This window comes from Marinovum algicola, assembly GCF_900109145.1.
Classification (GTDB): Bacteria; Pseudomonadota; Alphaproteobacteria; order Rhodobacterales; family Rhodobacteraceae; genus Marinovum; species Marinovum algicola.
This window is the reverse complement of sequence record NZ_FNYY01000012.1, coordinates 1-22,582: the sequence shown is the minus strand read 5'-3', so window position 1 is coordinate 22,582 and position 22,582 is coordinate 1. Positions and strand designations below refer to the sequence as shown.

18 protein-coding genes, 1 tRNA gene and 1 pseudogene are annotated in these 22,582 nt (G+C 65.8%); 14 read left to right on the top strand and 6 right to left on the bottom strand.

From position 1 onward, the window contains the following. Together BMW90_RS15965 and BMW90_RS15960 are read right to left on the bottom strand one after the other, a co-directional pair. Positions 1-705, bottom strand: coding sequence for a response regulator transcription factor (locus BMW90_RS15965; protein ID WP_048529031.1), 705 nt, complete (start codon positions 703-705; stop codon positions 1-3). After that, on the bottom strand, positions 702-2,609 hold the full coding sequence (locus tag BMW90_RS15960; RefSeq protein ID WP_074837449.1) for a PAS-domain containing protein: 1,908 nt from the start codon (positions 2,607-2,609) through the stop codon (positions 702-704). Before BMW90_RS15960 ends, BMW90_RS15965 begins: the two co-directional genes overlap by 4 nt. A gap of 274 nt (positions 2,610-2,883) precedes the next feature. Here BMW90_RS15960 and BMW90_RS15955 point away from each other — a divergent pair, with 274 nt between their 5' ends. The 13 genes from BMW90_RS15955 to BMW90_RS15895 all read left to right on the top strand — a co-directional run bounded on the left by BMW90_RS15955 (position 2,884) and on the right by BMW90_RS15895 (position 18,533). Further along, positions 2,884-4,857, top strand: coding sequence for an AMP-binding protein (locus BMW90_RS15955; RefSeq protein WP_244526533.1), 1,974 nt, complete (start codon positions 2,884-2,886; stop codon positions 4,855-4,857). A gap of 142 nt (positions 4,858-4,999) precedes the next feature. Next, a complete protein-coding gene (locus BMW90_RS15950; RefSeq protein WP_074837527.1) occupies positions 5,000-5,791 on the top strand; it encodes an ABC transporter ATP-binding protein in 792 nt (263 codons plus the stop codon). Positions 5,792-5,897: 106 nt separating this feature from the next. After that, entirely contained in the window at positions 5,898-6,851 is a 954-nt protein-coding gene (locus BMW90_RS15945) for a branched-chain amino acid ABC transporter permease (RefSeq protein WP_048529027.1), read from the top strand. A gap of 28 nt (positions 6,852-6,879) precedes the next feature. Next, on the top strand, positions 6,880-7,254 hold the full coding sequence (locus BMW90_RS15940) for a VOC family protein (protein WP_074837448.1): 375 nt from the start codon (positions 6,880-6,882) through the stop codon (positions 7,252-7,254). 108 nt (positions 7,255-7,362) lie between these two features. Continuing rightward, positions 7,363-8,439, top strand: a complete 1,077-nt coding sequence (locus BMW90_RS15935; RefSeq protein ID WP_048529025.1) for a branched-chain amino acid ABC transporter permease — start codon at positions 7,363-7,365, stop codon at positions 8,437-8,439. Positions 8,440-8,488: 49 nt separating this feature from the next. Further along, a complete protein-coding gene (locus tag BMW90_RS15930) occupies positions 8,489-9,778 on the top strand; it encodes an ABC transporter substrate-binding protein (protein ID WP_048529023.1) in 1,290 nt (429 codons plus the stop codon). Between the two features lie 67 nt (positions 9,779-9,845). Next, positions 9,846-10,682: an ABC transporter ATP-binding protein gene (locus BMW90_RS15925; protein WP_048529021.1), complete on the top strand. Its 837-nt coding sequence runs from the start codon at positions 9,846-9,848 to the stop codon at positions 10,680-10,682. A 118-nt stretch (positions 10,683-10,800) separates the two neighbouring features. Further along, positions 10,801-11,973, top strand: coding sequence for a phenylacetate--CoA ligase family protein (locus tag BMW90_RS15920; protein WP_074837447.1), 1,173 nt, complete (start codon positions 10,801-10,803; stop codon positions 11,971-11,973). Between the two features lie 16 nt (positions 11,974-11,989). Further along, the gene (locus BMW90_RS15915) at positions 11,990-13,627 is read left to right on the top strand and encodes a peptidoglycan-binding protein (protein ID WP_074837446.1); all 1,638 of its coding nucleotides are present in this window, start codon (positions 11,990-11,992) and stop codon (positions 13,625-13,627) included. A gap of 127 nt (positions 13,628-13,754) precedes the next feature. Then, the gene (gene leuS, locus BMW90_RS15910; protein WP_074837445.1) at positions 13,755-16,325 is read left to right on the top strand and encodes a leucine--tRNA ligase; all 2,571 of its coding nucleotides are present in this window, start codon (positions 13,755-13,757) and stop codon (positions 16,323-16,325) included. Then, positions 16,312-16,806 (top strand): LPS assembly lipoprotein LptE, encoded by a 495-nt coding sequence (lptE, locus tag BMW90_RS15905; RefSeq protein WP_074837444.1) that lies wholly within the window; start codon positions 16,312-16,314, stop codon positions 16,804-16,806. Before leuS ends, lptE begins: the two co-directional genes overlap by 14 nt. A 3-nt stretch (positions 16,807-16,809) precedes the next feature. Further along, positions 16,810-17,835, top strand: a complete 1,026-nt coding sequence (gene holA, locus BMW90_RS15900) for a DNA polymerase III subunit delta (protein WP_074837443.1) — start codon at positions 16,810-16,812, stop codon at positions 17,833-17,835. A gap of 98 nt (positions 17,836-17,933) precedes the next feature. Further along, positions 17,934-18,533 (top strand): glutathione S-transferase family protein, encoded by a 600-nt coding sequence (locus BMW90_RS15895; protein WP_074837442.1) that lies wholly within the window; start codon positions 17,934-17,936, stop codon positions 18,531-18,533. 8 nt (positions 18,534-18,541) lie between these two features. On the opposite strand, the gene BMW90_RS15890 is transcribed toward BMW90_RS15895, so the two are convergent. The 3 genes from BMW90_RS15890 to BMW90_RS15880 all read right to left on the bottom strand — a co-directional run bounded on the left by BMW90_RS15890 (position 18,542) and on the right by BMW90_RS15880 (position 21,680). Beyond that, positions 18,542-18,748: a hypothetical protein gene (locus tag BMW90_RS15890; RefSeq protein ID WP_048529008.1), complete on the bottom strand. Its 207-nt coding sequence runs from the start codon at positions 18,746-18,748 to the stop codon at positions 18,542-18,544. A gap of 585 nt (positions 18,749-19,333) precedes the next feature. Then, positions 19,334-20,536 (bottom strand): winged helix-turn-helix domain-containing protein, encoded by a 1,203-nt coding sequence (locus tag BMW90_RS15885; protein ID WP_074837441.1) that lies wholly within the window; start codon positions 20,534-20,536, stop codon positions 19,334-19,336. 121 nt (positions 20,537-20,657) lie between these two features. Beyond that, positions 20,658-21,680, bottom strand: coding sequence for a LacI family DNA-binding transcriptional regulator (locus BMW90_RS15880; RefSeq protein WP_048529004.1), 1,023 nt, complete (start codon positions 21,678-21,680; stop codon positions 20,658-20,660). 374 nt (positions 21,681-22,054) lie between these two features. Between BMW90_RS15880 and BMW90_RS15875 the strand changes: the two genes are divergently transcribed. Next, a tRNA-Arg gene (locus BMW90_RS15875) sits at positions 22,055-22,131 on the top strand. Between the two features lie 370 nt (positions 22,132-22,501). On the opposite strand, the pseudogene BMW90_RS26400 reads toward BMW90_RS15875, so the two are convergent. Then, positions 22,502-22,582: pseudogene (locus BMW90_RS26400) on the bottom strand (IS5/IS1182 family transposase); the annotation flags it as partial.

The following is a 22,582-nucleotide window of genomic DNA, read 5'->3' as shown; positions in this document are numbered from 1 at the left end:
TCAGCGCCAGTCGACCTCGCCGAGAAAGATGTAGCCGGCGCCATAGATCGTCTTGATCAGCCGCGGGTTCTTGGGATCCTCGCCCAGCTTGGTGCGCAGCCGCGAGATCCGCACATCCATCGCCCGGTCGAAACTCTCGCCGGCGGCACCGCCCAGCGTCTCCTGCATCTGCTGGCGGGTGATCAGCCGTCCGGGGCTTTCGAGGAACATCCGCAGCACCGCCCCCTCGGCATGGGAGAAACTCGCCACGTCGCCGGCCTCGTTGCGCAGGGTATAGGCGTCGAAATCCGCCTGCCAGCCGCTGAAGCTGGCGATCCGGCCGGCCTGCACCGCCGGTCGCGCAGCGCGCAGCCGGGCGCGGATGCGGGCCACCACCTCGGAGGGGTCGAAAGGTTTGATGATGTAATCGTCGGCCCCCAGCTCAAGCCCGATCACCCGGTCCTGAACCTCGGCCCGGCCGGAAATGATGATCACCGAAGCCCCCTGCTCCAGCGCCAGACGGTGCACCAGCGACAGGCCGTCGCGATCCGGCAGGCTGAGATCGACAAGGCAGACGTCGGGCGCGGTGCGGCGCAGCGCGGCCTCGAATTCGGTGGCGCGGCCGAAGCTCAGGGTACGAAAACCGGCCTCTTCCAGCGTCTCGGCCAGAAGCCGGCGGATCTCGGGCTCGTCATCGAGGATGGTGATCAGCGGCGCATCGGTCATGGGGCATCCTGGCTCTCGCCCAGCGCGGCGGCGAGCTGCGCGGCGCTGAAGGGTTTGCGCAGCACCGGACCAAGCGCCGCGGCGGCGACATAAAGCGCGTGATCGGCGGGCAACGAGGTCATCAGCGCCACCGGCACCGTGCAATCGGTGGCGAGGTCGAGACCGGTTTCGGCGCCTTCGAGCTGGATATCGGTCAGCACCGAGGTGATTTCCGGCAGCCCGTCGATCAGCGCCTGCGCCTCGGCGACCGAGGCTGCCTCGACCACGCGCCAGCCCAGCCCGGTCAGCATGTCGCGGATCGCGCCGCGCAGATCGGCATTGTCCTCGACCAGCAGCACCATGCCGGGGTCGGCCTCTTCGACCTCGGGCGCCGGGCGCAGCGGCAGGCGCAGCAGCACCTGCGCGCCGGCCTCGGTGTTCCACAGCTTGAGATCGCCACCGGCCAGCTTGGTGGCGTCATAGACCATGGCAAGGCCAAGGCCCGAGCCTTCGCCGCCCTTGGTGGTAAAGAACGGTTCGGCCCCGTGACGCAGCGCCGCTTCGGTGAAACCGGGACCGGTGTCGCGCACCTCGAAGCTGAGCCATGTGGCGGCATCGACCCGCGCGGCGACATGGATGGCACCGGCCTCGCCACAGGCATCGCGGGCATTGAGGATCAGGTTGAGCAGCGAATCCTGCAACATGCCGGGATCGAACAGGATGGCGCCCGGGACATCCGCCGACAGGTGCAGCGTGACCCCCGGCGGCAGGCTGGGACCGGCCAGCACGGCAAGCTCTTGCAGAAAGGGCTCGATCCGCGTCGCCACCGGCCGGTGACGGCGGCTGGCGGTCATGTCGGCGATCCGGCCAAGCAGCGTGCCGCCGCGCCGGGCGGCGCTCAGCGTGGCGCTGATCAGCGGGGCGGCGTCATCGGGCAGATCGGGCATCCGGCTCAGCTTGGACTGCATGCCGAGGATGATCGTCAGCAGGTTGGAAAAATCATGCGCCAGCCCGCTGGTGAGCTGCGCCGCGATCTCGCGGCGGCGGGTCTGTTGCAGGGCAACGCGGGTCTGGGTTTCCTCGGTAACATCCATCGACAGGATATAGACACCGTTCTCGTGCTGATCGGGGGTAAAGGAGGCGCGGATGCGGCGCAGGCTGGGGGCATCGGTAAACTCAAAGGTGGAGGGCTGGCCGGCCAGCGCGGCGGCGAGATGCGGCTGGACCTTGGCAAAGGCATCCGGGCCCAGCGCCTCGGCGATCGACATGCCGACGATGTCGGAGGGGCGGCCCGGGATGACCGAGGTCAGCCGCTGATTGGAATAGGTGTAGCGGCCGCTGGAATCCACATGCGCGATATGCGCCGGCATCATCTCGGTGGTCAGCCGGGTGCGGGCCTCGATGGCGCGCAGCTGGCGCTGGGTTTCCTCCAGCGCGCTGATCGTCGAGGCCAGTTGCCGGTTGGTCCTGGCCAGCTCTTCCGACCGCCGCAGCACCTCTTCCGACAAAAGCTCGGAGCGGGTGCGCAGCAGCTGCTCCTGCTCCTTGGTGCGGGTGATGTCGGTGTAGACGGTGACCCAGCCGCCCTGCGGCAGCGGCGCCCCCTCGACCGAGATCCAGCGGCCGTTGGAGCGGGGGCGCTCCATGTAATGCGGTTCGAAGGCGCGGGCCTGTTCGACCCGGACAGCGACAAAGGCCTCGGGGTCGCTAACCTCGCCGTATTCGCCGCGCGACACCAGATGGCGGATCGTGTCCTCGAAGCTGGCGCCGACGGTGACCAGCGCCTCGGGCAGATCGAACATCTCCTGAAAGCGGCGGTTGCACTGCACCAGCCGCAGATTGCGGCCGTAGATCGACAGCGCCTGCTGGATCAGGTTCAGCCCGGCTTGGGTCATGGCTGACAGATGTCTGTCGGAATGCGGCATGAAGGCGATGTCCCGGCGGCGCGCGTGGCTTTCGAGAGTTACTTGCTTCGCCGCGACCGATCAACCTTTGCCGGATCGGCCGTTGCGTCGCGCGGGCCGGGATCGTCCTTGCCGGCCGGCCGGGTCACCGACGGCCGGCGCCCCCCCGTTACAATTCGTAAGATTTCGGAAACGATAAGGAAAAAGTTGACCGTCAGCCTCGACGTTGACCAAATGGATAGCAGAATCGCACCAGCGGTCAGCCTCGAAAAACGAGGCAAAGGGAGGACATCGGTTGACTGACACGTCTCGGGGCGCAGAAGGACTGCGCTCTATTCCGGCGCTGTTGAAGCGCAATGCGACGCAGTTCGCAGGCAAGCCCGCCTATCGCGAGAAAGACCTCGGAATCTGGCAAAGCTGGACCTGGGCCGAAACCGCGCAGGAGATCGAGGCGCTGGCTCTGGGCCTACTCAATCTCGGCGTGAACGAGGGCGATTTCGTGGCCATCATCGGCCGCAACCGGCCGTATCTCTACTGGTCGATGGTCGCCGCGCAATCGGTCGGCGCGGTGCCGGTGCCGCTCTATCAGGACGCGGTCGCCGAAGAGATGGAATATGTGCTCGGCCATTGCGGCGCGCGTTTCGTCATCGCCGCCGATCAGGAACAGGTCGACAAGGTGATCGAGGTGCAGGACGGCCTGCACCAGTTCGAGCACATGCTCTATATCGATCCCCGCGGCCTGCGGAAATACGACCATTCCCAGCTGCACCGGTTTCGCCATGTGCAGGAGCAGGGCCGGGCCGCGCGCGAGGAATTCCTGCCCGAACTCGACCGCCGCCGCGGCGCGCTCGATTATGACGACACCTGCGTCATGCTGTATACCTCGGGCACCACCGGCAAGCCCAAGGGCGTGGTGCTCTCGAACCGCAATATCATCGAGACGGCCAAGAACTCTTCCGAATTCGACCACCTGCGCGAAGGCGACGAGGTGCTGGCCTATCTGCCGATGGCCTGGGTCGGCGATTTCATCTTTTCCATCGGTCAGGCCTATTGGACGGGCTTCTGCGTGAACTGCCCGGAAAGCGCCGACACGATGATGACCGACCTGCGCGAGATCGCGCCGTCGTATTACTTTGCGCCGCCGCGGGTCTTCGAGACCCAGCTGACCCAGATCATGATCCGCATGGAAGACGCCAGCAAACTCAAGCGGCAGATCTTTCACCACTTCATGGGCCATGCCCAGAAGGTCGGCCCGACGATCCTCGACGGCGGCAAGGTGGGGCTTGTCGACCGGTTAAAATACCGCTTGGGCGAAGCGCTGGTCTATGGGCCGCTGAAGGACACGCTGGGCTTTTCGCGGGTGCGCGTCGGCTATACGGCGGGTGAGGCGATCGGGCCCGAGATCTTCGATTTCTACCGTTCGCTGGGGATCAACCTCAAACAGCTATACGGCCAGACCGAGGCCAGCGTGTTCATCACCCAGCAGCCGGATGGCGAGGTGCGCTCGGACACCGTGGGCGTGCCCTCGCCCGGGGTCGAGATCAAGATCGCCGACAATGGCGAGGTCTTCTACCGCTCGCCCGGCACCTTTGTGGAATACTACAAGAACGCCGAAAGCACCGCCGACACCAAGGACCCGGAAGGCTGGGTCGCCACCGGCGATGCCGGGTTCTTCGAAGAGGGCACCGGCCATCTCAGGATCATCGACCGGGCCAAAGACGTGGGCCAGATGGCCGATGGCGGACTGTTCGCGCCGAAATACGTCGAGAACAAGCTCAAGTTCTATCCCAACATCCTCGAGGCGGTGGTGTTCGGTGCCGGCCGCGACCGGTGCTGCGCCTTCATCAACATCGATCTGACGGCGGTGGGCAACTGGGCCGAGCGCAACAACATCGCCTATGCCTCCTATCAGGAGCTGGCCGGCCATCCGCGGGTGCTGGAGATGATCCAGAACCACGTGGAAGAGACCAATGAAAGCGTCGCGCAGGACGAGATACTCTCGGGCTGTCAGGTGCACCGCTTCCTTGTGCTGCACAAGGAGCTCGATGCCGACGACGGCGAGCTGACCCGGACCCGCAAGGTGCGCCGCAAGATCATCGGCGAGAAGTTCGATGACCTGGTGACCGCGCTCTACGACGGGTCGGACAGCATCTATACCGAGACCGAGGTCACCTACGAGGATGGCCGCAAGGGCAAGATCAAGGCGACGCTGGAGATCCGCGACGCCAGAGTGGTGCCGGTGGCCCCGCGCGCGGTGGCGGCGGAATGAGACGCGGGCTTTTCCGGCCCGGGCGGGCCGTCAGCGCCCCGGGTGCCGAACGTCAGACGCGCGCGCAGGGGGCCGATGGCGGGTTGCGTATTTTGAAAGAGAAGAAGCAGGGGGTGGCGCGGTGAAGGATACCGATGGTTACATGACCGAAGACGGCCGCCAGATCGGCGGCGTGCTGATGGAGATGAAGAACATCACGCTGCGCTTCGGCGGCGTGGTGGCGATCCAGGACATTTCGTTCGACGTCCGCGAGGGCGAGATCCGGGCGATCATCGGGCCGAACGGGGCCGGCAAGTCGTCGATGTTGAACGTGATTTCCGGCTTCTACCACCCGCAGGAAGGCGAGGTCTGGTACAAGGGCGAACGCCGCCCGGCGATGAAACCCTATGAGGTGGCGCGCCTCGGCGTGGCACGGACGTTCCAGAACATCGCGCTCTTCGAGGGCATGTCGGTGCTCGACAACGTGATGACCGGGCGGCTGACGCATATGCACGCCGGGATCGGGGCGCAGGCCCTGTGGTGGGGCACGGCCCGCGACGAAGAGATCGCCAACCGGCGCAAGGTCGAGGAGGTGATCGATTTTCTCGAGATCCAGCACATTCGCAAGACGCCGGTGGGCACCCTGCCCTACGGGTTGAAGAAACGGGTCGAGCTGGCCCGCGCTCTGGCGGCGCAGCCGTCGATCCTGCTGCTCGACGAGCCGATGGCCGGGATGAACGTCGAGGAAAAAGAGGACATGAGCCGCTTCATCCTCGACGTGAACGACGAGTTCGGCACCACTATCGCCCTGATCGAACACGACATGGGCGTGGTGATGGATATCTCCGACCGGGTGGTGGTGATGGATTACGGCAAGAAGATCGGAGACGGCACGCCGGAAGAGGTGCGCAGCAACCAGGACGTGATCGACGCTTATCTGGGGGTGGCACATTGAGACAAATTCCGACCCGTCCCGGGCCTGCTCCGGGACCTCATGACAGACGCCGAGAGGCCCCGGATCAGGCCCGGGGCGCGAGACACTTGCAGACCGGGACGCGCCCATGCTGACAGAAATTTTCATCACCCCCTTCGCCGACATGGTCGCGGCGCCCGACTTCCTGATGCAGGTGCTCTGGGAGGGGCTGGTTTCCGGCATCCTCTATGCGCTGATCGCGCTGGGGTTCGTGCTCATCTTCCGCTCATCGCGCATTTTCAACTTTGCGCAGGGCATCATGGTGGTCTTCGCCGCGCTGACGCTGGTCGGGCTCTACGCCATGGGCGTGCCGGCCTGGATCGCGGTCGGGCTGACGCTGGTGGTGATGTTCATCCTGGCCGTCAGCATCGAGCGTATCGTGCTGCGGCCGCTGGTCGGCCAGCCCGACATCATCCTGTTCATGGCCACCATCGGCATCACGCTGTTCCTGATCGGACTGGGCGAGATCATCTTTGGCGGCGAGAACAAGGTGATGATCACCGAGGAACTCGGCATTCCCACCGGCGACACGGTGCTGGAGCCCTGGGACGGGCTGCTGATCCTGCAACACCTCGACATCACGGTGGTTGTCGTGGCGACCCTGCTGGTGGCGGCGCTGCTGGCCTTTCTCAACTACACCCAGATGGGCCGGGCGATCCGGGCCCTGGGCGACGATCACCAGGCGGCGCTGTCGGTCGGTATCTCGCTTCAGACGGTCTGGGTGCTGGTCTGGTTCATCGCCGGCATCATCGCGCTGGTGACCGGCATCGCCTGGGGCGCCCGCGCCGGGGTGAGCTTCGCGCTCGAGGTCATCGCCTACAAGGCGCTGCCCGTTCTTATGCTGGGCGGGCTGGAGAGCATCACCGGGGCGATCATCGGCGGGCTGATGATCGGCATCCTGGAGAAACTGTTCGAGATCTACTGGGGCCAGCCGCTGCTCGGCGGCAATACCGAGACCTGGTTTGCCTTCGTGCTGGCGCTTGTCGTGCTGCTGTTCCGGCCGCAGGGGCTGTTCGGCGAACGTATCATCGAGAGAGTGTAGCGGGCGCCGGCCCGTCACGGAGACAGACATGAGCCACAAATCCCGCATCGGATGCATCGTCATCGACTGCCAGACCGACGACCTGACGCAGGCCTGCGCCTTCTGGTCGGCCGCGCTGGGCAAGGAGGGCAAGATCGACCCTGACGGCAAATACGCCCAGTTCGACGGGCATGAGGGATATCCCAAGGTGCTGCTTCAGGCGGTGGACCATGCGCCGCGGGTGCATCTGGACATCGAAACCGACGATCAGGGTGCCGAGGCCACGCGGCTGGCCGCATTGGGCGCCGAGCGGATCGGCGCGGTCAGGAGCTGGACCGTGATGCAGGCCCCCACCGGCCACCGGTTCTGCCTCGTCGGGCCACAGGGCGAGGATTTTCCCGGCGCGGCGGCGGACTGGCCGTGAGCGCCGGGGACCAAGAGCAGGAGAGGCGCGGGGCCCGCGCAGTCTTCAGGACGGACGCAGGATGGGCGGGCGCCGCGCATCTTCAATGGAAAGAACGGAAAACGACGCATGCTCTATAGAACCGCAGGACAGTTCAAGACGACTTACAAGGCCGACCAGGCGCTGTTTCCCGTCAGGCAGGATGCCGTGCTTCTGGCGATCATTCTGCTCTTTGCCTGGGTGATCTTTCCGCTGACCGCCAGCGAGTTCGCCTTTCAGACGCTGCTGATCCCGATCATGATCTACGCGCTGGCGGCGCTGGGGCTCAACATCCTGACCGGCTATGCCGGCCAGCTCAGCCTCGGCACCGCGGCCTTCATGGGGGTGGGCGCCTATGCCTGCTACAAGATGGTCACCCTGATGCCCTGGATGAACCCGATCCTGGCGATCCTGTTGTCCGGCATCTTCTCGGCCGGGGTCGGCGTGGCCTTTGGCATCCCGTCGCTGAGGATCAAGGGGTTCTACCTCGCGATTGCCACGTTGGCGGCGCAGTTCTTTCTGGTCTGGCTGTTCGAGAAATGGGCCTGGCTCTACAACTACAATGCCTCCGGCGCGATCCAGGTGCCCAATCTCGACATCTTCGGCATCTATGTCGCCGGGCCGCAGGCCTCTTCGGTGGTACAGTATTTCGTGGTTCTGGGCATCGTCACCCTGCTCACCCTGCTCTGCATCAACCTGACCCGCGGCAATCTCGGACGGACCTGGAAGGCGACGCGCGACATGGACATCGCCGCCGAGCTGATCGGCATCAACCTGATGAAATCCAAGCTCACCGCCTTTGCAGTCTCGTCTTATGTGGTCGGCGTGGCCGGAGCGCTCTTTGTCTTCATGTGGCGCGGCGCGGCCGAGCCCAACCTGTTCGACATTCCGCTGAGCTTCCGCATCCTGTTCATCGCCATCATCGGCGGGCTGGGCTCGATCCTCGGCAACTACCTTGGCGCGATCCTGATCGTCGGGTTGCCGGTGGTGCTGGGCATCGTGCCCGAAGCCCTGGGCCTTCCGGTGTCCTCGGCCATGGTCGAGCACCTCAACATCATGATCGTCGGCGGGCTGATCATCTTCTTCCTGATCATCGAACCGCACGGGCTGGCCCGGCTCTGGGCGCTGATCCGCGAGAAACTCATTCTCTGGCCGTTCCCGCACTAGGGGCCGGCCCAATACCCAAAAACACAAGCAATCCATGGGAGGATACCAGATGAACCACTTTACCAAATGGGCCGCCGCGGCGGCGCTGGCCACGGCGGGCAGCGCGGCGCTGGCCGAGGGGCTCTTTACCCCGAACCTCAGCTACCGCACCGGCCCCTTCGCAGCCACCGGCATTCCGCTGATGAACGGCCAGGCCGATTACATGAACATGCTCAATGCCCGCGACGGCGGCATCGGCGGCGTGATGATCGACTTCGAGGAATGCGAGACCGGCTATTCCACCGAAAAGGGCGTGGAATGCTATGAAAAGACCAAGGGCAAGGCGATCGTGACCCAGCCCTGGTCGACCGGCATCACGCTTCAGGTGCTGCCCAAGACCAATGTCGACGAAATCCCGATCCTGGCGCCGGGCTACGGCTTTTCGCCGATGATGGACGGCAAGACCTTCCAGTGGGCTTTCAACACGCCGGCGGGCTATTGGGATGCGGCCGACATGATCGTGCAGTACCTCGAGGGCCAGGGCTCGCTCGACGGCAAGAAGATCGCCTTCCTGCACCTCGACCACCCCTACGGCAAGGAACCGCTGCCGCTGCTCGAGCGCATGGCCGAGGAGAAGGGTTTCGAGCTGGTGCCGATCCCGGTCGGTCTGAAAGAGATGCAGAACCAATCGGCGCAATGGCTGCAAATCCGCCGCGAACGCCCCGATTACGTGGTGATGTGGGGCTGGGGCGCGATGAACGCCGGCGCCATCACCGAAGCCGTCAAGACCAAGTTCCCGATGGAGAACATGGTGGGTGTCTGGTGGGCCGGGCATGATGCCGACCTCAAGATCGTCGGCGAAGACGGCAAGGGCTACAAGTCGATCTCCTGGTCCTTCCCGAACCTCGACGCGCCGGTGGTGGCCGACATCAAGACCCACGTTGTCGATGCCGGCAATTCCAAGTCGAACGAAGAAGAGATGGCCGGCGTGTTCTACAACCGCGGCATCATCATCTCGGCCATCCTCGCCGAAGGCATCCGCATGGCGCAGCAGGAATTCGACACCGGCGAGATCGACGCCAGCCAGCTGCGTTGGGGGCTCGAGAACATCGACATGACCGAAGCGCGGATCAGCGAACTGGGCCTCGACGGCATGGTGCCGCCATTCAAGACCTCCTGCGCCGACCACACCGGCAAGTCGGGTGGCTGGATGCTGGAATGGGACGGCGAGAAATTCGTCAAGGTCTCGGACCACCTGACACCGAACACCGAGGCCTATGAGGCGCTGGTGGCCGAAAAAGCCGCCGAATACGCCGAGGCCAATGCGCCCTGGCCGGTGAACGACGCCTGCGAGATGTAAATCTCTCCTCTCCGGCGGCGGCGCCGACCGCTGCCGCCGGATCTGCGTATTTGTGAAAGAGAAGAAGATGCTGGACGCCGCACCGACCACAGCCCAATCCGAAGAGGCCCTGCTAGAGGTCAACAATATCGAGGTGATCTACAATCACGTGATCCTGGTGCTCAAAGGCGTGTCGCTCACCGTGCCCAAGGGCGGGATCACCGCGCTTCTGGGCGGCAACGGGGCCGGCAAGACCACCACGCTCAAAGCCATTTCCAACCTGCTGCACTCCGAACGCGGCGAGGTCACCAAAGGCTCGATCAACTACAAGGGCGAGACGGTGCAGGGGCTCGACCCGGCCGCGCTGGTCAAGCGCGGGGTGATCCAGGTGATGGAAGGCCGGCATTGCTTCGAACATCTGACCGTCGAGGAAAACCTGCTGACCGGCGCCTATACGCGGCGGGACGGCAAGGGCGCGATCGAGGCCGATCTCGAGATGGTCTATTCCTATTTCCCGCGCCTCAAGGAACGGCGCCGCAGCCAGGCCGGCTATACTTCGGGCGGCGAGCAGCAGATGACGGCGATCGGCCGCGCGCTGATGAGCCGCCCCGAGACCATCCTGCTGGACGAGCCCTCGATGGGGCTGGCGCCGCAGCTGGTGGAGCAGATCTTCGAGATCGTGAAATCGGTCAACGAGAACGAGGGCGTCTCCTTCCTGCTGGCCGAGCAGAACACCAACGTGGCGCTGCGCTTTGCCCATTACGGCTACATTCTCGAGAGCGGCCGGGTGGTGATGGACGGTGCCGCAAAGGATCTGCGCGAGAATGCCGATGTGAAGGAATTCTATCTCGGCATGTCCGACGAGGGCCGCAAATCGTTCCGCGACGTACGCTCTTACCGCCGCCGCAAGCGCTGGCTGGCCTGACCACCACTCACGACCGCAGGCCGGGCTTCGGCCCGGCAGGCCGGCACGACACACCGACGCTATGCCGGGCCGACGCCCGGCCTGCGGAACCACGGCATTTGACCAAAGGATACCTTCGATGAGCCGCCATTTCGACGCCCTGGAAACCCGGACGCCCGAGGTGCGCCACGCCGCCCAGCGCGACGCGCTCAATGCGCAGCTGGCCCGCCACGGGATCGACCCGCTGAGCGACCTCTCGGGGCTGGCCCGCCTGCCGGTGCTGCGCAAATCCGACCTGGTGGCCCGGCAGAAGGCGCAGCGGCCCTTTGGCGGGTTGCCGGTGTCGAACCTGGCGCATGTCTTTCAGTCGCCCGGCCCGATCTATGAGCCCGGCGGGGTGAGCCACGACTGGTGGCGGATGGGCCGGTTCCTGCACGCCGCCGGCATCGGCGCGGGCGATATCGTGCAGAATTGTTTCGGCTATCACCTCACCCCGGCCGGCATGATCTTTGAAAACGGCGCCCGCGCGGTGGGCGCCGCCGTGCTGCCCGCCGGCACCGGCCAAACGGAGCTTCAAGCCCGCGCCGCACATGATCTGGGCATCACCGCCTATGCCGGCACGCCGGACTACCTCAAGGTGATCCTCGACAAGGCCGAGGCGCTGGGCCTGCCGCTCACGATCACCAAGGCAGCGGTCGGCGGCGGCGCGCTGTTTCCCTCGCTCCGGCAGGAATACGCCGATCGCGGCATCGCCTGCCTGCAATGTTATGCCACCGCCGACATCGGAAATATCGCCTATGAGAGCGACGCGCGGGAGGGCATGATCGTCGATGAGGGGGTGATCGTCGAGATCGTGACCCCGGGCACCGGCGACCCGGTTGCCGCGGGCGACGTCGGCGAGATCGTGGTCACCACACTCAATCCCGACTACCCGCTGATCCGCTTTGCCACCGGCGACATGAGCGCCGTTCTGCCAGGCGCAAGCCCTTGTGGCCGCACGAATATGCGGATCAAGGGCTGGATGGGCCGGGCCGATCAGACCACCAAGATAAAGGGCATGTTCGTGCGGCCCGAACAGGTGGCCGAACTGGTGGCGCGGCACGACGAGGTGACCCGCGCCCGGGTGATCGCCGCCCGCGAGGGCGAGGCCGACAAGATGATCGTGCGGCTTGAAAGCGCCGCCGGCGACCCTAGCCTTTACGAGACATCCATCCGCGAGGTGCTCAAGCTGCGCGGTGCTGTCGAGCTTGTGAGGCCGGGTGAGCTTCCCAAGGATGGCATCGTGATCGAAGATACCCGCGTCTACGACTGATCCGGGAGGAATCACCATGTCCCTGTCCTTGACGCGCGCGCTGACGCGTTCCGTGGCGCTTGCCGCCCTGCTTGTGGCGGGCCAGGTCTCGGCCGCCGATCTGGCGCTGGTTCTGGCCAATTGGGACTATCGCCGTCTCGACGATGCGCGCGACGCCCGCGACATCCGCGCCATTGGCCAGCGGCTCGAAGAGGTGGGGTTCGAGGTCATCAGCGACTACAACGCCGATGCCGATGACTTGCGCGAGGCCGCGGCCCGCTTTCGCGACCGCGCCCCGGAGGCCGACCGCGTGCTCATCGTGCTCGACGGGCATTTCGTCAGCACCGGCACCGACGCCTGGCTGCTGGGCACCGATGCGCGCGATGTGGGCCCGCTCAATCTCTCGGCCCAGGGGGTCTCGCTCACCGCGCTGGCCGATATCGCCGGCGCGGCGGCGGCGGGCCGCTCCGTCATTCTGGCCGGGCGCTCCGGCCGGCTCTCGCCGCAGGAGACCGGGTTGCGCAGCGGCACCCAGGGAATGACCCTGCCGCAGGGGGTGACCCTTGCCAGCGGCGCGACGGAATGGATGCGCTATGCGATCTTTGCCGGGCTGCTGCGCGAAGGTGTGAGCCTCGACGATGCGCTGTCACAGCTCTCGGCACGCGGATTTCTCAGCGATACCGTGGGCTTCACCGAAGGCAATATCGGGCCATCGCAGCCCGCCATCGACACCGAAGCGCTGCGCAGCGAGGCCGAAGAAGAAGGTTTCTGGGCGGCGATCAGCGCGCTGGGTACAAAAGAGGCCTTCGATCTCTACATCGACCGCCATTCCCGGGGCCGCTATGTCGGCGAGGCCAGGCGCCGGATTGCCGCGCTCGACGCCGAAGAGGCGAACCGCTGGCAGGCGGCGGAAGAGCGGCTGGACCTCACCCGCAACGACCGCCGCCAGATCCAGCGCGATCTGACCCTCCTGGGCTATGACACCCGCGGCATCGACGGCATCTTCGGCCGGGGCAGCCGCAGCGCCATCGAACACTGGCAGCGCGATCGGCGCCAGGAGGTCACCGGCTATCTCGACCGCCGCCAGCTGCGCCAGATCACCGAGCAGGCCGCCGAACGCCGCGCCGAGCAGGCCGAAGCGATGCGCCGCGAAGAGGACCGTGTCTGGCAGGACACCGGTGCCGATGGCACCGAGGCGGGCCTGCGCGCCTATCTCGAACGCTATCCCGAGGGCCGCTATGCCGCCGATGCCCGCCGCCATCTCGATGAGATCGAGACCGCGCAGGCGGAAGAGCGCGCACGCGACGCAAGGCGCGCCTGGCGCGATGCCCGCGAACAGGACACCCTTGCGGGCTACGAGGCCTTTCTCGAGCGGTTCGGCAATTCGGAATTCGCCGACGCCGCGCGCAGCCGCATCGCCGAGATGCGCAATGACGACACCGACCGGCAGGTCGCGGCCGCCCGCGCCGAAGAGCGCGAGATCGTCACCAACACCGTGACCCGGCTGCTGGTGGAACAGCGCCTGATGGGGCTGGGCTACAGCCTCGGGATGGCCGATGGCAATTTCACCGATCAGACGCGGCGTGCGATCCGGCAGTATCAGGAAGACCGTGGCATCTTTGTCAGCGGCTATGTCAGCAAGCGCACCGCCGCCTTCCTGCTGGCCGGCCGCTGAGGCCTGCCGCCACGCGCCCCGGCCGCCGCGCCGGGGCCTCGCGCCCTTTTTCCCCTCGCCCACTGGACGCTGGCCCGATCAGGCAATATCACCCGGATGACCGCAAGACGCCCAAGGGAACCCGCATATGTCGCGCTATGATGCCGCCTCGATCGAGGCGAAATGGCAGGAGGCCTGGACCGAGGCCGAATCCTTCACCGCCACGATGGAGGGCGGCAAGCCGAAATACTACGTGCTCGAGATGTTCCCCTACCCCTCGGGCAAGCTGCACATGGGCCATGTGCGCAACTACACCATGGGCGACGTGATCGCCCGCTACAAGATTTCCACCGGCCACAACGTGCTGCACCCGATGGGCTTCGACGCCTTCGGCATGCCGGCCGAAAATGCCGCCATGGCCAGCGGCGGCCACCCCAAGGACTGGACCTATTCCAACATCGACGACATGGTCGAACAGATGAAGCCGCTGGGCCTCTCGCTCGACTGGTCGCGGATGTTTGCCACCTGCGACCCCGAGTACTACGGCCAGCAGCAGGCGCTGTTCCTGGATTTCCTCGATCAGGGTCTGGTTTATCGCAAGAACGCCGTGGTCAACTGGGATCCGGTCGACATGACGGTGCTGGCCAACGAACAGGTCGAGGACGGCAAGGGCTGGCGCTCGGGCGCCGAGGTCGAGCGGCGCGAGCTGACGCAGTGGTTCTTCCGCATCTCCGACATGGCCGAAGAGCTGCTTGACGCCATCGACGGGCTGGATGACTGGCCGGCCAAGGTCAAGCTGATGCAGCAGAACTGGATCGGTCGCTCGCGCGGCTTGCAGTTTGCCTTTGGCCTCACCGATGGCCCCGAGGGCTTCGACCGGGTCGAGGTCTATACGACCCGCCCCGACACCCTGCTCGGCGCGTCCTTCCTGGGCATTTCGCCCGACCATCCGCTGGCCAGGGCGCTGGAAAAGGACAACCCCGAAATCGCTGCTTTCTGCGCCGAATGCCGCAAGGGCGCGACCACCGAGGAAGCGTTGGAAAAGGCCGAGAAGAAGGGCTTTGACACCGGGCTGACCGTGCGCCACCCGTTCGACACCGCCTGGGATCTGCCGGTCTATATCGCCAATTTCATCCTGATGGATTACGGCACCGGCGCGATCTTCGGCTGCCCGGCGCATGACGCCCGCGATCTCGAGTTCGCCCGCAAGTACGAGCTGCCGGTGACCTCGGTCTTTGCCTCGGCCGAGGACGAGGGCCGCACCATGCCGGAAGACGGCGGCGAGGCCTATGTGCCGCCGAAATCGGAGCGGGTGATCTATGTGCGCGGCTTCGCAGGCGAGACCGAACAGACCGGCGAAGAAGGTATCGACGCCGCCATCGCCTTTTGCGAGGACAACGGCGTCGGCCAGGGCGTGACCAAGTTCCGCCTGCGCGACTGGGGCCTGTCACGTCAGCGCTACTGGGGCTGCCCGATTCCGGTGGTGCATTGCGAGGCCTGCGGCGTGGTGCCGGAGAAAAAGGAAAACCTGCCCGTCGAGCTGCCTTATGACGTCAGTTTCGACACGCCGGGCAATCCGCTCGACCGGCACCCGACCTGGCGCGACTGCGCCTGCCCCGCCTGTGGCCGGCCCGCCAAGCGCGAAACCGACACGATGGATACTTTCGTCGACAGCTCGTGGTATTTTGCCCGTTTTACCGCACCGCACGCCGACACGCCCACCGACCTGGCGGCGGCGCAATACTGGATGAACGTCGATCAGTACATCGGCGGCATCGAGCATGCGATCCTGCACCTGCTCTATTCGCGCTTCTTTGCCCGCGCCATGCACATCACCGGGCATCTGCCGGAAAGCGCCAAGGAGCCGTTCAACGCGCTCTTTACCCAGGGCATGGTGACCCATGCGATCTATCAGACCCGGGATGCCAACGGCCGACCGGTGTATCATTACCCGGCGGATGTGGAGGAGCGTGACGGCGCAGTCGTTGTCCGCGCCACCGGCGAGCAGGCCGAAGTGGTGCCGTCGGCCAAGATGTCGAAGTCCAAGAACAACGTCGTCGATCCGGCCGAGATCGTCGCCAACTTCGGCGCCGACACCGCGCGCTGGTTCGTCCTGTCAGACTCACCCCCCGAGCGCGACGTGGAATGGACCGCCGCAGGCGCCGAGGCCGCCGCGCGCCACCTGTCCCGCGTGCACCGCATCGCCAGCGACGCCGCCGCCTCCGAGGATGGCCCGCAGGCCGGGGACGAGGCGCTGCTGAAAGAGATGCACAAGGCGATCCGCGATGTGACCCTGGGCATCGAGAGCTTTGGTTTCAACGCCGCCATCGCCCGGCTTTACGCCTTTACCAACACGCTTGCCAAATCCAAGGCCGGCGGCGAGGCGAAACGCGCGTCGACCCGCGCCCTGGCCCAGCTGATGGCGCCGATGACGCCGCATCTGTCCGAAGAGGTCTGGTCGCTGCTCGGTGGCAAGGGGCTGGTGATCGCGGCCGAATGGCCGCAGGCCGACGAGGCGATGCTGGTGGAAAACGCCGTCACCCTGCCGATCCAGATCAACGGCAAGCGGCGGGCGGAAATCAGCGTTGCCACCGATGCTTCGAAGGAAGAGGTTGAAAAACTCGCGCTCGGCCATCACGCTGTGGTCAAGGCGCTGGAAGGCAGCGCGCCGAAGAAGGTGATCGTGGTGCCGGGGCGGATCGTGAATGTGGTTGTCTGACCGACGCAGCCTGCTTTTCGGCGCGGCGGCCGCGGTGACGCTGGCGGGCTGCGGTTTCGCGCCGGCCTACGGCACCAGCGGCGCCGCCAGCCGGTTGCAGAACGCCCTGCGCATCGAGGAACCCGACAGCCAGAACGCCTATTTCGTCACCCGCCGGATCGAGGAACGTCTCGGCGCCGGCGGGGCGTCGGCACCCTATGAGCTCGACCTGATCGTCAGTTTGAACGAAGAGAGCTCGGCCAGCACCTCCGATGGCGCGCTGACCCGCTATCAGGTGCTGGGCCGCGTCACCTATGCGCTGCGCCGCACCGGCGAGACCGAAGTGCTCGACACCAACACCGTGCGCCATTTCACCGGCTATTCCGCCTCGGGCTCTACCGTTGCCACCTTGCAGGCCAAGCGCGACGCCGAAGAGCGGATGATGGTGATCCTCGCCGATCGGGTGGTGCAGGAGCTGGTGCTGGCTGCACCTGATCTTTGAGCCATGAAACTCTCGCCCCGCGAAGCCCCCGGCTATTTCGCCAAGCCCGATCCCCGCCGCACCGGGCTTTTGATCTATGGCCCCGACGGCATGCGCGTGGCGCTGAAACGGCAAGAGGTGATCGCCGCGCTGATCGGCCCCGAAGGTGAGGCCGAGATGCGCCTGAGCCGCATTCCCGGCGGCGATCTGCGCAAGGAACCGACGCTGCTGATCGATGCGGTCAAGGCGATCGGCTTCTTTCCCGGCCCGCGCGTCGCCTTTGTCGAAGAGGCCACCGACGTGGCCGCGCCGGCGATCCTGGCCGCGCTCGAGGATTGGGCCGAGGGCGATGCCCAGATCGTCGTCACCGCCGGCCAGCTCAAGGCGACCTCCAAAATCCGCAAGGCCTTCGAGGCCCATCCCAACGCCTATGCCGCCGCGATCTATGATGATCCGCCTTCGCGCGCCGAGATCGAGGCCGAGCTGAACCGCGCCGGCGTGACCGTCGGAGGCGCCGCGATGGAAGATATCACCACGCTGTCCCGCGCGCTCGATCCCGGCGATTTCCGTCAGACGCTGGAAAAGCTCGCGCTCTACAAACACGGCGACAGCAGCGCCGTCACACCGGAGGATGTGGCCGCCGTCGCCCCGGCCTCGACCGAGGCCGAACTGGACGATGTGCTCAATATCGTGGCCGAGGCCAAGACCCGCGAAATCGGCCCGATGCTGTCGCGGCTCGCGGCGCAGGGCACCCAGCCCGTGGGGCTGGTGATCGCCGCGATGCGCCACTTTCGCGCGCTGCATGCCGCCGCAAGCCATCCAGATGGTGCCGCCCGCGGCATCGCCGCCATGCGTCCGCCGATCTTTGGCCCGCGCCGCGACCGGATGACCCGCCAGGCCAGCGCCTGGGGCGCGCACCGGCTGGATCAGGCGATCTCCCTGCTCACCGACACCGATCTGCAACTGCGCTCGGCCGGCCAGAACGCGCCGGCCATGGCGCTGGTCGAGCGTATGCTGATCCGCCTTGCCATGCTCGGCGCCAGCCGCTGAAGCCTGGCGCGGCCCATCCTGCCCGGGCCGGGCGAAAACCGGTTGCGGCCCGGTCGGGCCTGGGCCTAATCTCGCCACGATCAGAGGGAGACCCAGCCATGTATACCGTGATCGGCGGCGTCGCCAGCCGCACCTTCCGCGTGCTCTGGATGCTCGAGGAACTGGGCGCGGATTATGAACATCGGCCCGCCAGCCCGCATGCCGAAGAGGTCACGGCGCATTCAGCCTCGGGCAAGATCCCGGTGCTGCTCGACGGTGATGCGGCGCTGACCGACTCCACCGCCATCCTCACCTATCTCGCCGACAAACACGGCGCCCTCACCTACCCCGCCGGCAGCCTCGAGCGCGCCCGGCAGGATGCCGTCACCTTTGCCGTGCTCGATGAATTGGACAGCCTGCTCTGGACCGCCGCCCGGCACAGTTTCGTCCTGCCCGAAGATCAGCGCGTGCCGGCCGTCAAGGAAAGCCTGAAAGCCGAATATGCCCGCAATCTCGCCCGCCTGACCGACCGCGTGGCCGGGCCGTTTGTGATGGGAGCGCGGATGACCGTGCCCGATATCGTGCTGACCCATTGCTGCAATTGGGCAATTTCGGCGAAGTTCCCCGACCCGGACAAACGACTTGCCCCGTATCTCTCACAAATGCGGGCGCGTCCGGCATTCGGACGCGCCCGTGCATTGAGTAAACCGGTCAGCTGACCCGCGGCTCAGTAGGCCATGACGTCGGCAAAGACGTGACGCACGATGTCCTCGCGGCGCAGGCCACGGGCTTCGAGCTCTGCATCCGACAGGCTGTTGAGGTAGTTGACGCGGCGCATGCGGCTGTTGCTTTCGCTGATGCTGATCAGGAAATCCAGAATCCGCGCAAAGATGCCGGGCCGGGTGTCAGCGATATTGGTCGTGAGCTGTGCCATGATATCTGTCCTTTTCTCGTCGGGGTGACGCTGTCATGGAAGATATATTGTGCAGGTGCAGCATTTTGACCAGTGTTACCGCCGAAACCCCGCCTTGCGACCGGCGCATAGCGCGCCCGACGCCCGCCACATGGCAGCCTGAACCGGTTTGGGCGGCCCCTCTGTGGCACCAATGCGCCAAGTGCTTGAAAATAAATCACCAAGCCAGTGGCCCGGTGCGATTTTCTTGACAGATCTGCCACGCCCATGCACACTTGAGGATAGCAGACCCACGTAAAATCAACTTTCCCGCCTGTCCCGGCTCTTGTCTCCTCCCCAGGCGCCGGTTTCGGCCGCCTAATGCCGGCCCGCAGGCGGGATCAAAACAGCCTCTTTCGCGGGGCTGTTTTGATGTCAGGGGACCGGTTGCCGTAAAAGCGTTGCGGGGCCAAGGCGCTGACAGGGCTCAGGGAAAGGGGTGGGCCAGAATAGGCCACCCGAAAATGCTCGAAATGACGACCAGTACAATTTGTCCCGGGGATGGGCTCAATAACACGCCCCGGATACCCGATCCGCGTGACAGGCGCATGACACCGGCCAGCCTGGTCACCCTTGGCTGTCGCGCCGCCAACCATCTGCGAAATCCACCCGCGCGACCCCGGCCAGGCGTGCCACCCGCGCCAGCTCTGCCTCGAGCCGGGCGCTGCGGCCGGCCCCGAACCGCACCCCCGGCTCCGGCCAGAGCGCGGTGACATTGAGCACGCCGGCCTTGCGGTCGGCCTTCATGTCGATGCGCCCGACCAGCCGGTCGCCCTCAAGCAGGGGAAAGACGTAATAGCCATAGCGCCGCTTGGCCTCGGGCACGAAGACCTCGATCCGGTAGTGAAAGCCGAACAGCCGTTCGGCCCGCTTGCGGTCGCGCAGCGCCGGGTCGAAGGGGCTGAGTACCCGCAGGCGGCCGCCGGGTTCGGGCGCGGCAGCGGCCTCGACCTGCACCTCCGGCGCGGCAAAATGCACCCGCTCGGCCCCGTCCGCGCCGGTGATCGCCACCTCGGCAATCTCGCCCCGCGCCAGGGCCGCGGCACACCAGGCCCGGGCCTCGTCCTTGGTCACGATATCCCAGAAATCCGCCAGCTCGCCAGCGGTGGCAAAGCCCAGCCGGGCCAGCGCCCCCCGCATCAGCCATGCCACGGTCTCCGCCTCGTCCCACGCCGCCGCGCGCAGCGCTTCGGGCACCACCCGCTCCGACAGGTCGTAGAATTTGCGAAACCCCGACCGGTGGCAGATCTCCAGCGTGCCGCTGCGCCAGAGATATTCCAGCGCGGTCTTGGCCGGATGCCAATCCCACCAGCCGCCGGCCTTGCGCGGCGTGTCGGGGCCGAGATCGTTGCTGCACACCGGTCCGCGCTCGCGGATCATCGCCAGCACCCGGTCGAACTCGGTCTGAAACTCATGCCGCTGCCAGACCCGGTAACGCTGCGCCAGCCGCGCGGCATCGCGCCGGCGCTTCAGCGCCCAGGCCGGGTAAAACGCCATCGGGATGACCGCCGCATCATGCGTCCAATGCTCGAACAACGCCCGGCCCTCGACCAGCCGGCCCAGGTTTTCCGGCCGGTAGCGTGGTCGCCGGGCAAAGAGGATCAGGTCGTGGGCGCGGGCGACGGTGTTGATCGAATCGAGCTGCACGAAACCCAGCCGCCCGATCACCGCTTCCAGCGCCGCGCCATGGCCCGGCCCGCCCGGTGCCTCTGCCAGCCCGTGCCGGTCGAGAAACAGCCGGCGGGCGGTTCTGTTGTCGAGCCTCAGCATCGCGGCCCGCTGACCCGGCAGGTGACAGACCTGCCCGGGGCTTCTTCTGTTCGAAGATACCGCGGGGGAATCCTGCGAGGGCGGGGGCAGAGCCCCCCTGCCCGGCCTGCGCCGCGTCCGGTCAATAGCGCTTCAGGGTGTCGCCGAAACTGATCGTCGGCGTCATCTCGAAGACCCGCTCTTCGGTGCCCCCACCATCGAGCCGTTCGACCAGGATCTGCGCTGCCCGCGTGCCAATGTCGCGGCGGCAGGCGTCCATCGTAGCCAGCTGGCGCGGCAACCCCTGCAACAGCTCGACCCCGTTGAAGCCGGCCAGCCCGATGCGGCCGGGAATGTCATAGCCCGCCTCCATCAGCCACAACAGCCCGCCAGCGCCGATCATGTCATTGGAATAATACAGGAAATCGAGATCCGGTGAGCGCTCCATCATGGCCTTGGTCATCTCGCGCCCCTTGGCCAGGGCCGAGCCGCCGGAATAGAACTCCTGATCCATGATCTCGACGCCATTGCGCGCCAGTTCCTCGGTAAAGCCTTCGAAGCGCTTCCTTGCGCGATGATCCAGCGGCATCTTGGTGCCCATGAAGCCGATGTTCTCATAGCCCTGCTTTAGGATCGCCTTGGCGATCTGGCGTCCGGCCCGGCGGTGCGAAATGCCCACTGCGGCGTCGATCGGAATGCCGTCGGTGTCCATGATCTCGATCACCGGAATGCCCGAGGCCTTGAGCATGGCGCGCGAGGCATCCGAACGTTCCAGCCCGGCGATGATCACGCCCGAGGGCCGCCAGGACAGCATCTCGAAGAGCACCCGCTCTTCCTTTTCCGGCATGTAGTCGGTGACGCCCACCACCGGCTGCAAGTCGGTCTCTTCCAGCACCGCGCTGATCGCGCTCAGCACCTCGGGAAAGACCATATTGCTGAGCGAGGGGATGATCACCGCCACCAGGTTGACCCGCTGGCTGGCCAGCGCGCCGGCGATCTTGTTGGGCACGTAGCCCAGCTGCTTGGCGGTGGCGAGCACCTTTTCGCGGGTGGCGGCGCTGACGTCGCCGCGGTTGCGCAGCACCCGGCTCACCGTCATCTCGGAAACCCCCGAGGCTTCGGACACGTCGCGAAGCGTCAGCGGGCGGTTATGCTCTGAGGTCACTTGGATATTCCCGATTGATCTGAGGCCAGACTAGGCCCTCCGCCGAGGGTGTTCAAGTTCGCGCGCACGCCGGGCTAAGCAAAGTATGCGGCCGCCGCCTCGCGATGCGCCGCCGCCGGCCCAGGCTGGCGCCAAGCCGCAAACGACCCGCCGGCCACAACCGCGCCGCGACTTTTCCCAACGGTGGCTTTCCGGGCTGACAGCGGCTGCCGGAGCGGTTATGTCAGGCGCTGTACGGCCCCGTGGCTCAACTGGATAGAGCAGCCCCCTCCTAAGCGGAGGGTCCGGGGCCGAAAGAAGATGGAGAGACAGGCGGTTAGGGAAAAGGCAGCCTTGCGCGAACCGTGTTCCGAACCGTATGAAGGTGAAAACTAGGCCCCGTGGCTCAACTGGATAGAGCAATCCCCTCCTAAGGGATAGGTTGCAGGTTCAAGTCCTGCCGGGGTCACCATCTTCTCCTTGATTGCGCTCGATATTCTGTGCGCGAACCGTGTTCCTCTGGGCTACGAACCGTCGCCCAGAAAGGCCGGAGGGCGACAGGCTCAACGGCTGTCCGCGCCCGATTGTTTGCGGACTCCACTTTTTCTCCACACTGGGGCAAGGTCTTTGCATGAAGATAATGTTCCGCCCCCTCAGATACATATCGGCCACTCTTGGCCTGCTGGTCATGGCTGTTTTCGGCGTCTTGAGTTTCGTCGGGGCCGCCGATGATATTCGCTCCGCCAGCGATCCCGCTTGGTGGCAGCAGCTGATAGCCGAAGTCCTCTCTCTGCCGGGGTGGGTCTTCTTGGGTGGGTTCGTTGCGTTTCTAGGGTCAGGACTCATAGCCAGTAAATGACGAGTGCGGCGAGAGCGATGGCTGACAGGAAGACCTTCGGGCACCGGTCGTATCGGGTCGCCAC

Coding starts and splice junctions, on each gene's coding strand:
- BMW90_RS15965 (WP_048529031.1), bottom strand. CDS start 705: ATGACCGATGCGCCGCTGATCACCATCCTCGATGACGAGCCCGAGATC.
- BMW90_RS15960 (WP_074837449.1), bottom strand. CDS start 2,609: ATGCCGCATTCCGACAGACATCTGTCAGCCATGACCCAAGCCGGGCTG.
- BMW90_RS15950 (WP_074837527.1), top strand. CDS start 5,000: ATGACCGAAGACGGCCGCCAGATCGGCGGCGTGCTGATGGAGATGAAG.
- BMW90_RS15945 (WP_048529027.1), top strand. CDS start 5,898: ATGCTGACAGAAATTTTCATCACCCCCTTCGCCGACATGGTCGCGGCG.
- BMW90_RS15940 (WP_074837448.1), top strand. CDS start 6,880: ATGAGCCACAAATCCCGCATCGGATGCATCGTCATCGACTGCCAGACC.
- BMW90_RS15935 (WP_048529025.1), top strand. CDS start 7,363: ATGCTCTATAGAACCGCAGGACAGTTCAAGACGACTTACAAGGCCGAC.
- BMW90_RS15930 (WP_048529023.1), top strand. CDS start 8,489: ATGAACCACTTTACCAAATGGGCCGCCGCGGCGGCGCTGGCCACGGCG.
- BMW90_RS15925 (WP_048529021.1), top strand. CDS start 9,846: ATGCTGGACGCCGCACCGACCACAGCCCAATCCGAAGAGGCCCTGCTA.
- BMW90_RS15920 (WP_074837447.1), top strand. CDS start 10,801: ATGAGCCGCCATTTCGACGCCCTGGAAACCCGGACGCCCGAGGTGCGC.
- BMW90_RS15915 (WP_074837446.1), top strand. CDS start 11,990: ATGTCCCTGTCCTTGACGCGCGCGCTGACGCGTTCCGTGGCGCTTGCC.
- leuS (WP_074837445.1), top strand. CDS start 13,755: ATGTCGCGCTATGATGCCGCCTCGATCGAGGCGAAATGGCAGGAGGCC.
- lptE (WP_074837444.1), top strand. CDS start 16,312: ATGTGGTTGTCTGACCGACGCAGCCTGCTTTTCGGCGCGGCGGCCGCG.
- holA (WP_074837443.1), top strand. CDS start 16,810: ATGAAACTCTCGCCCCGCGAAGCCCCCGGCTATTTCGCCAAGCCCGAT.
- BMW90_RS15895 (WP_074837442.1), top strand. CDS start 17,934: ATGTATACCGTGATCGGCGGCGTCGCCAGCCGCACCTTCCGCGTGCTC.
- BMW90_RS15890 (WP_048529008.1), bottom strand. CDS start 18,748: ATGGCACAGCTCACGACCAATATCGCTGACACCCGGCCCGGCATCTTT.
- BMW90_RS15885 (WP_074837441.1), bottom strand. CDS start 20,536: ATGCTGAGGCTCGACAACAGAACCGCCCGCCGGCTGTTTCTCGACCGG.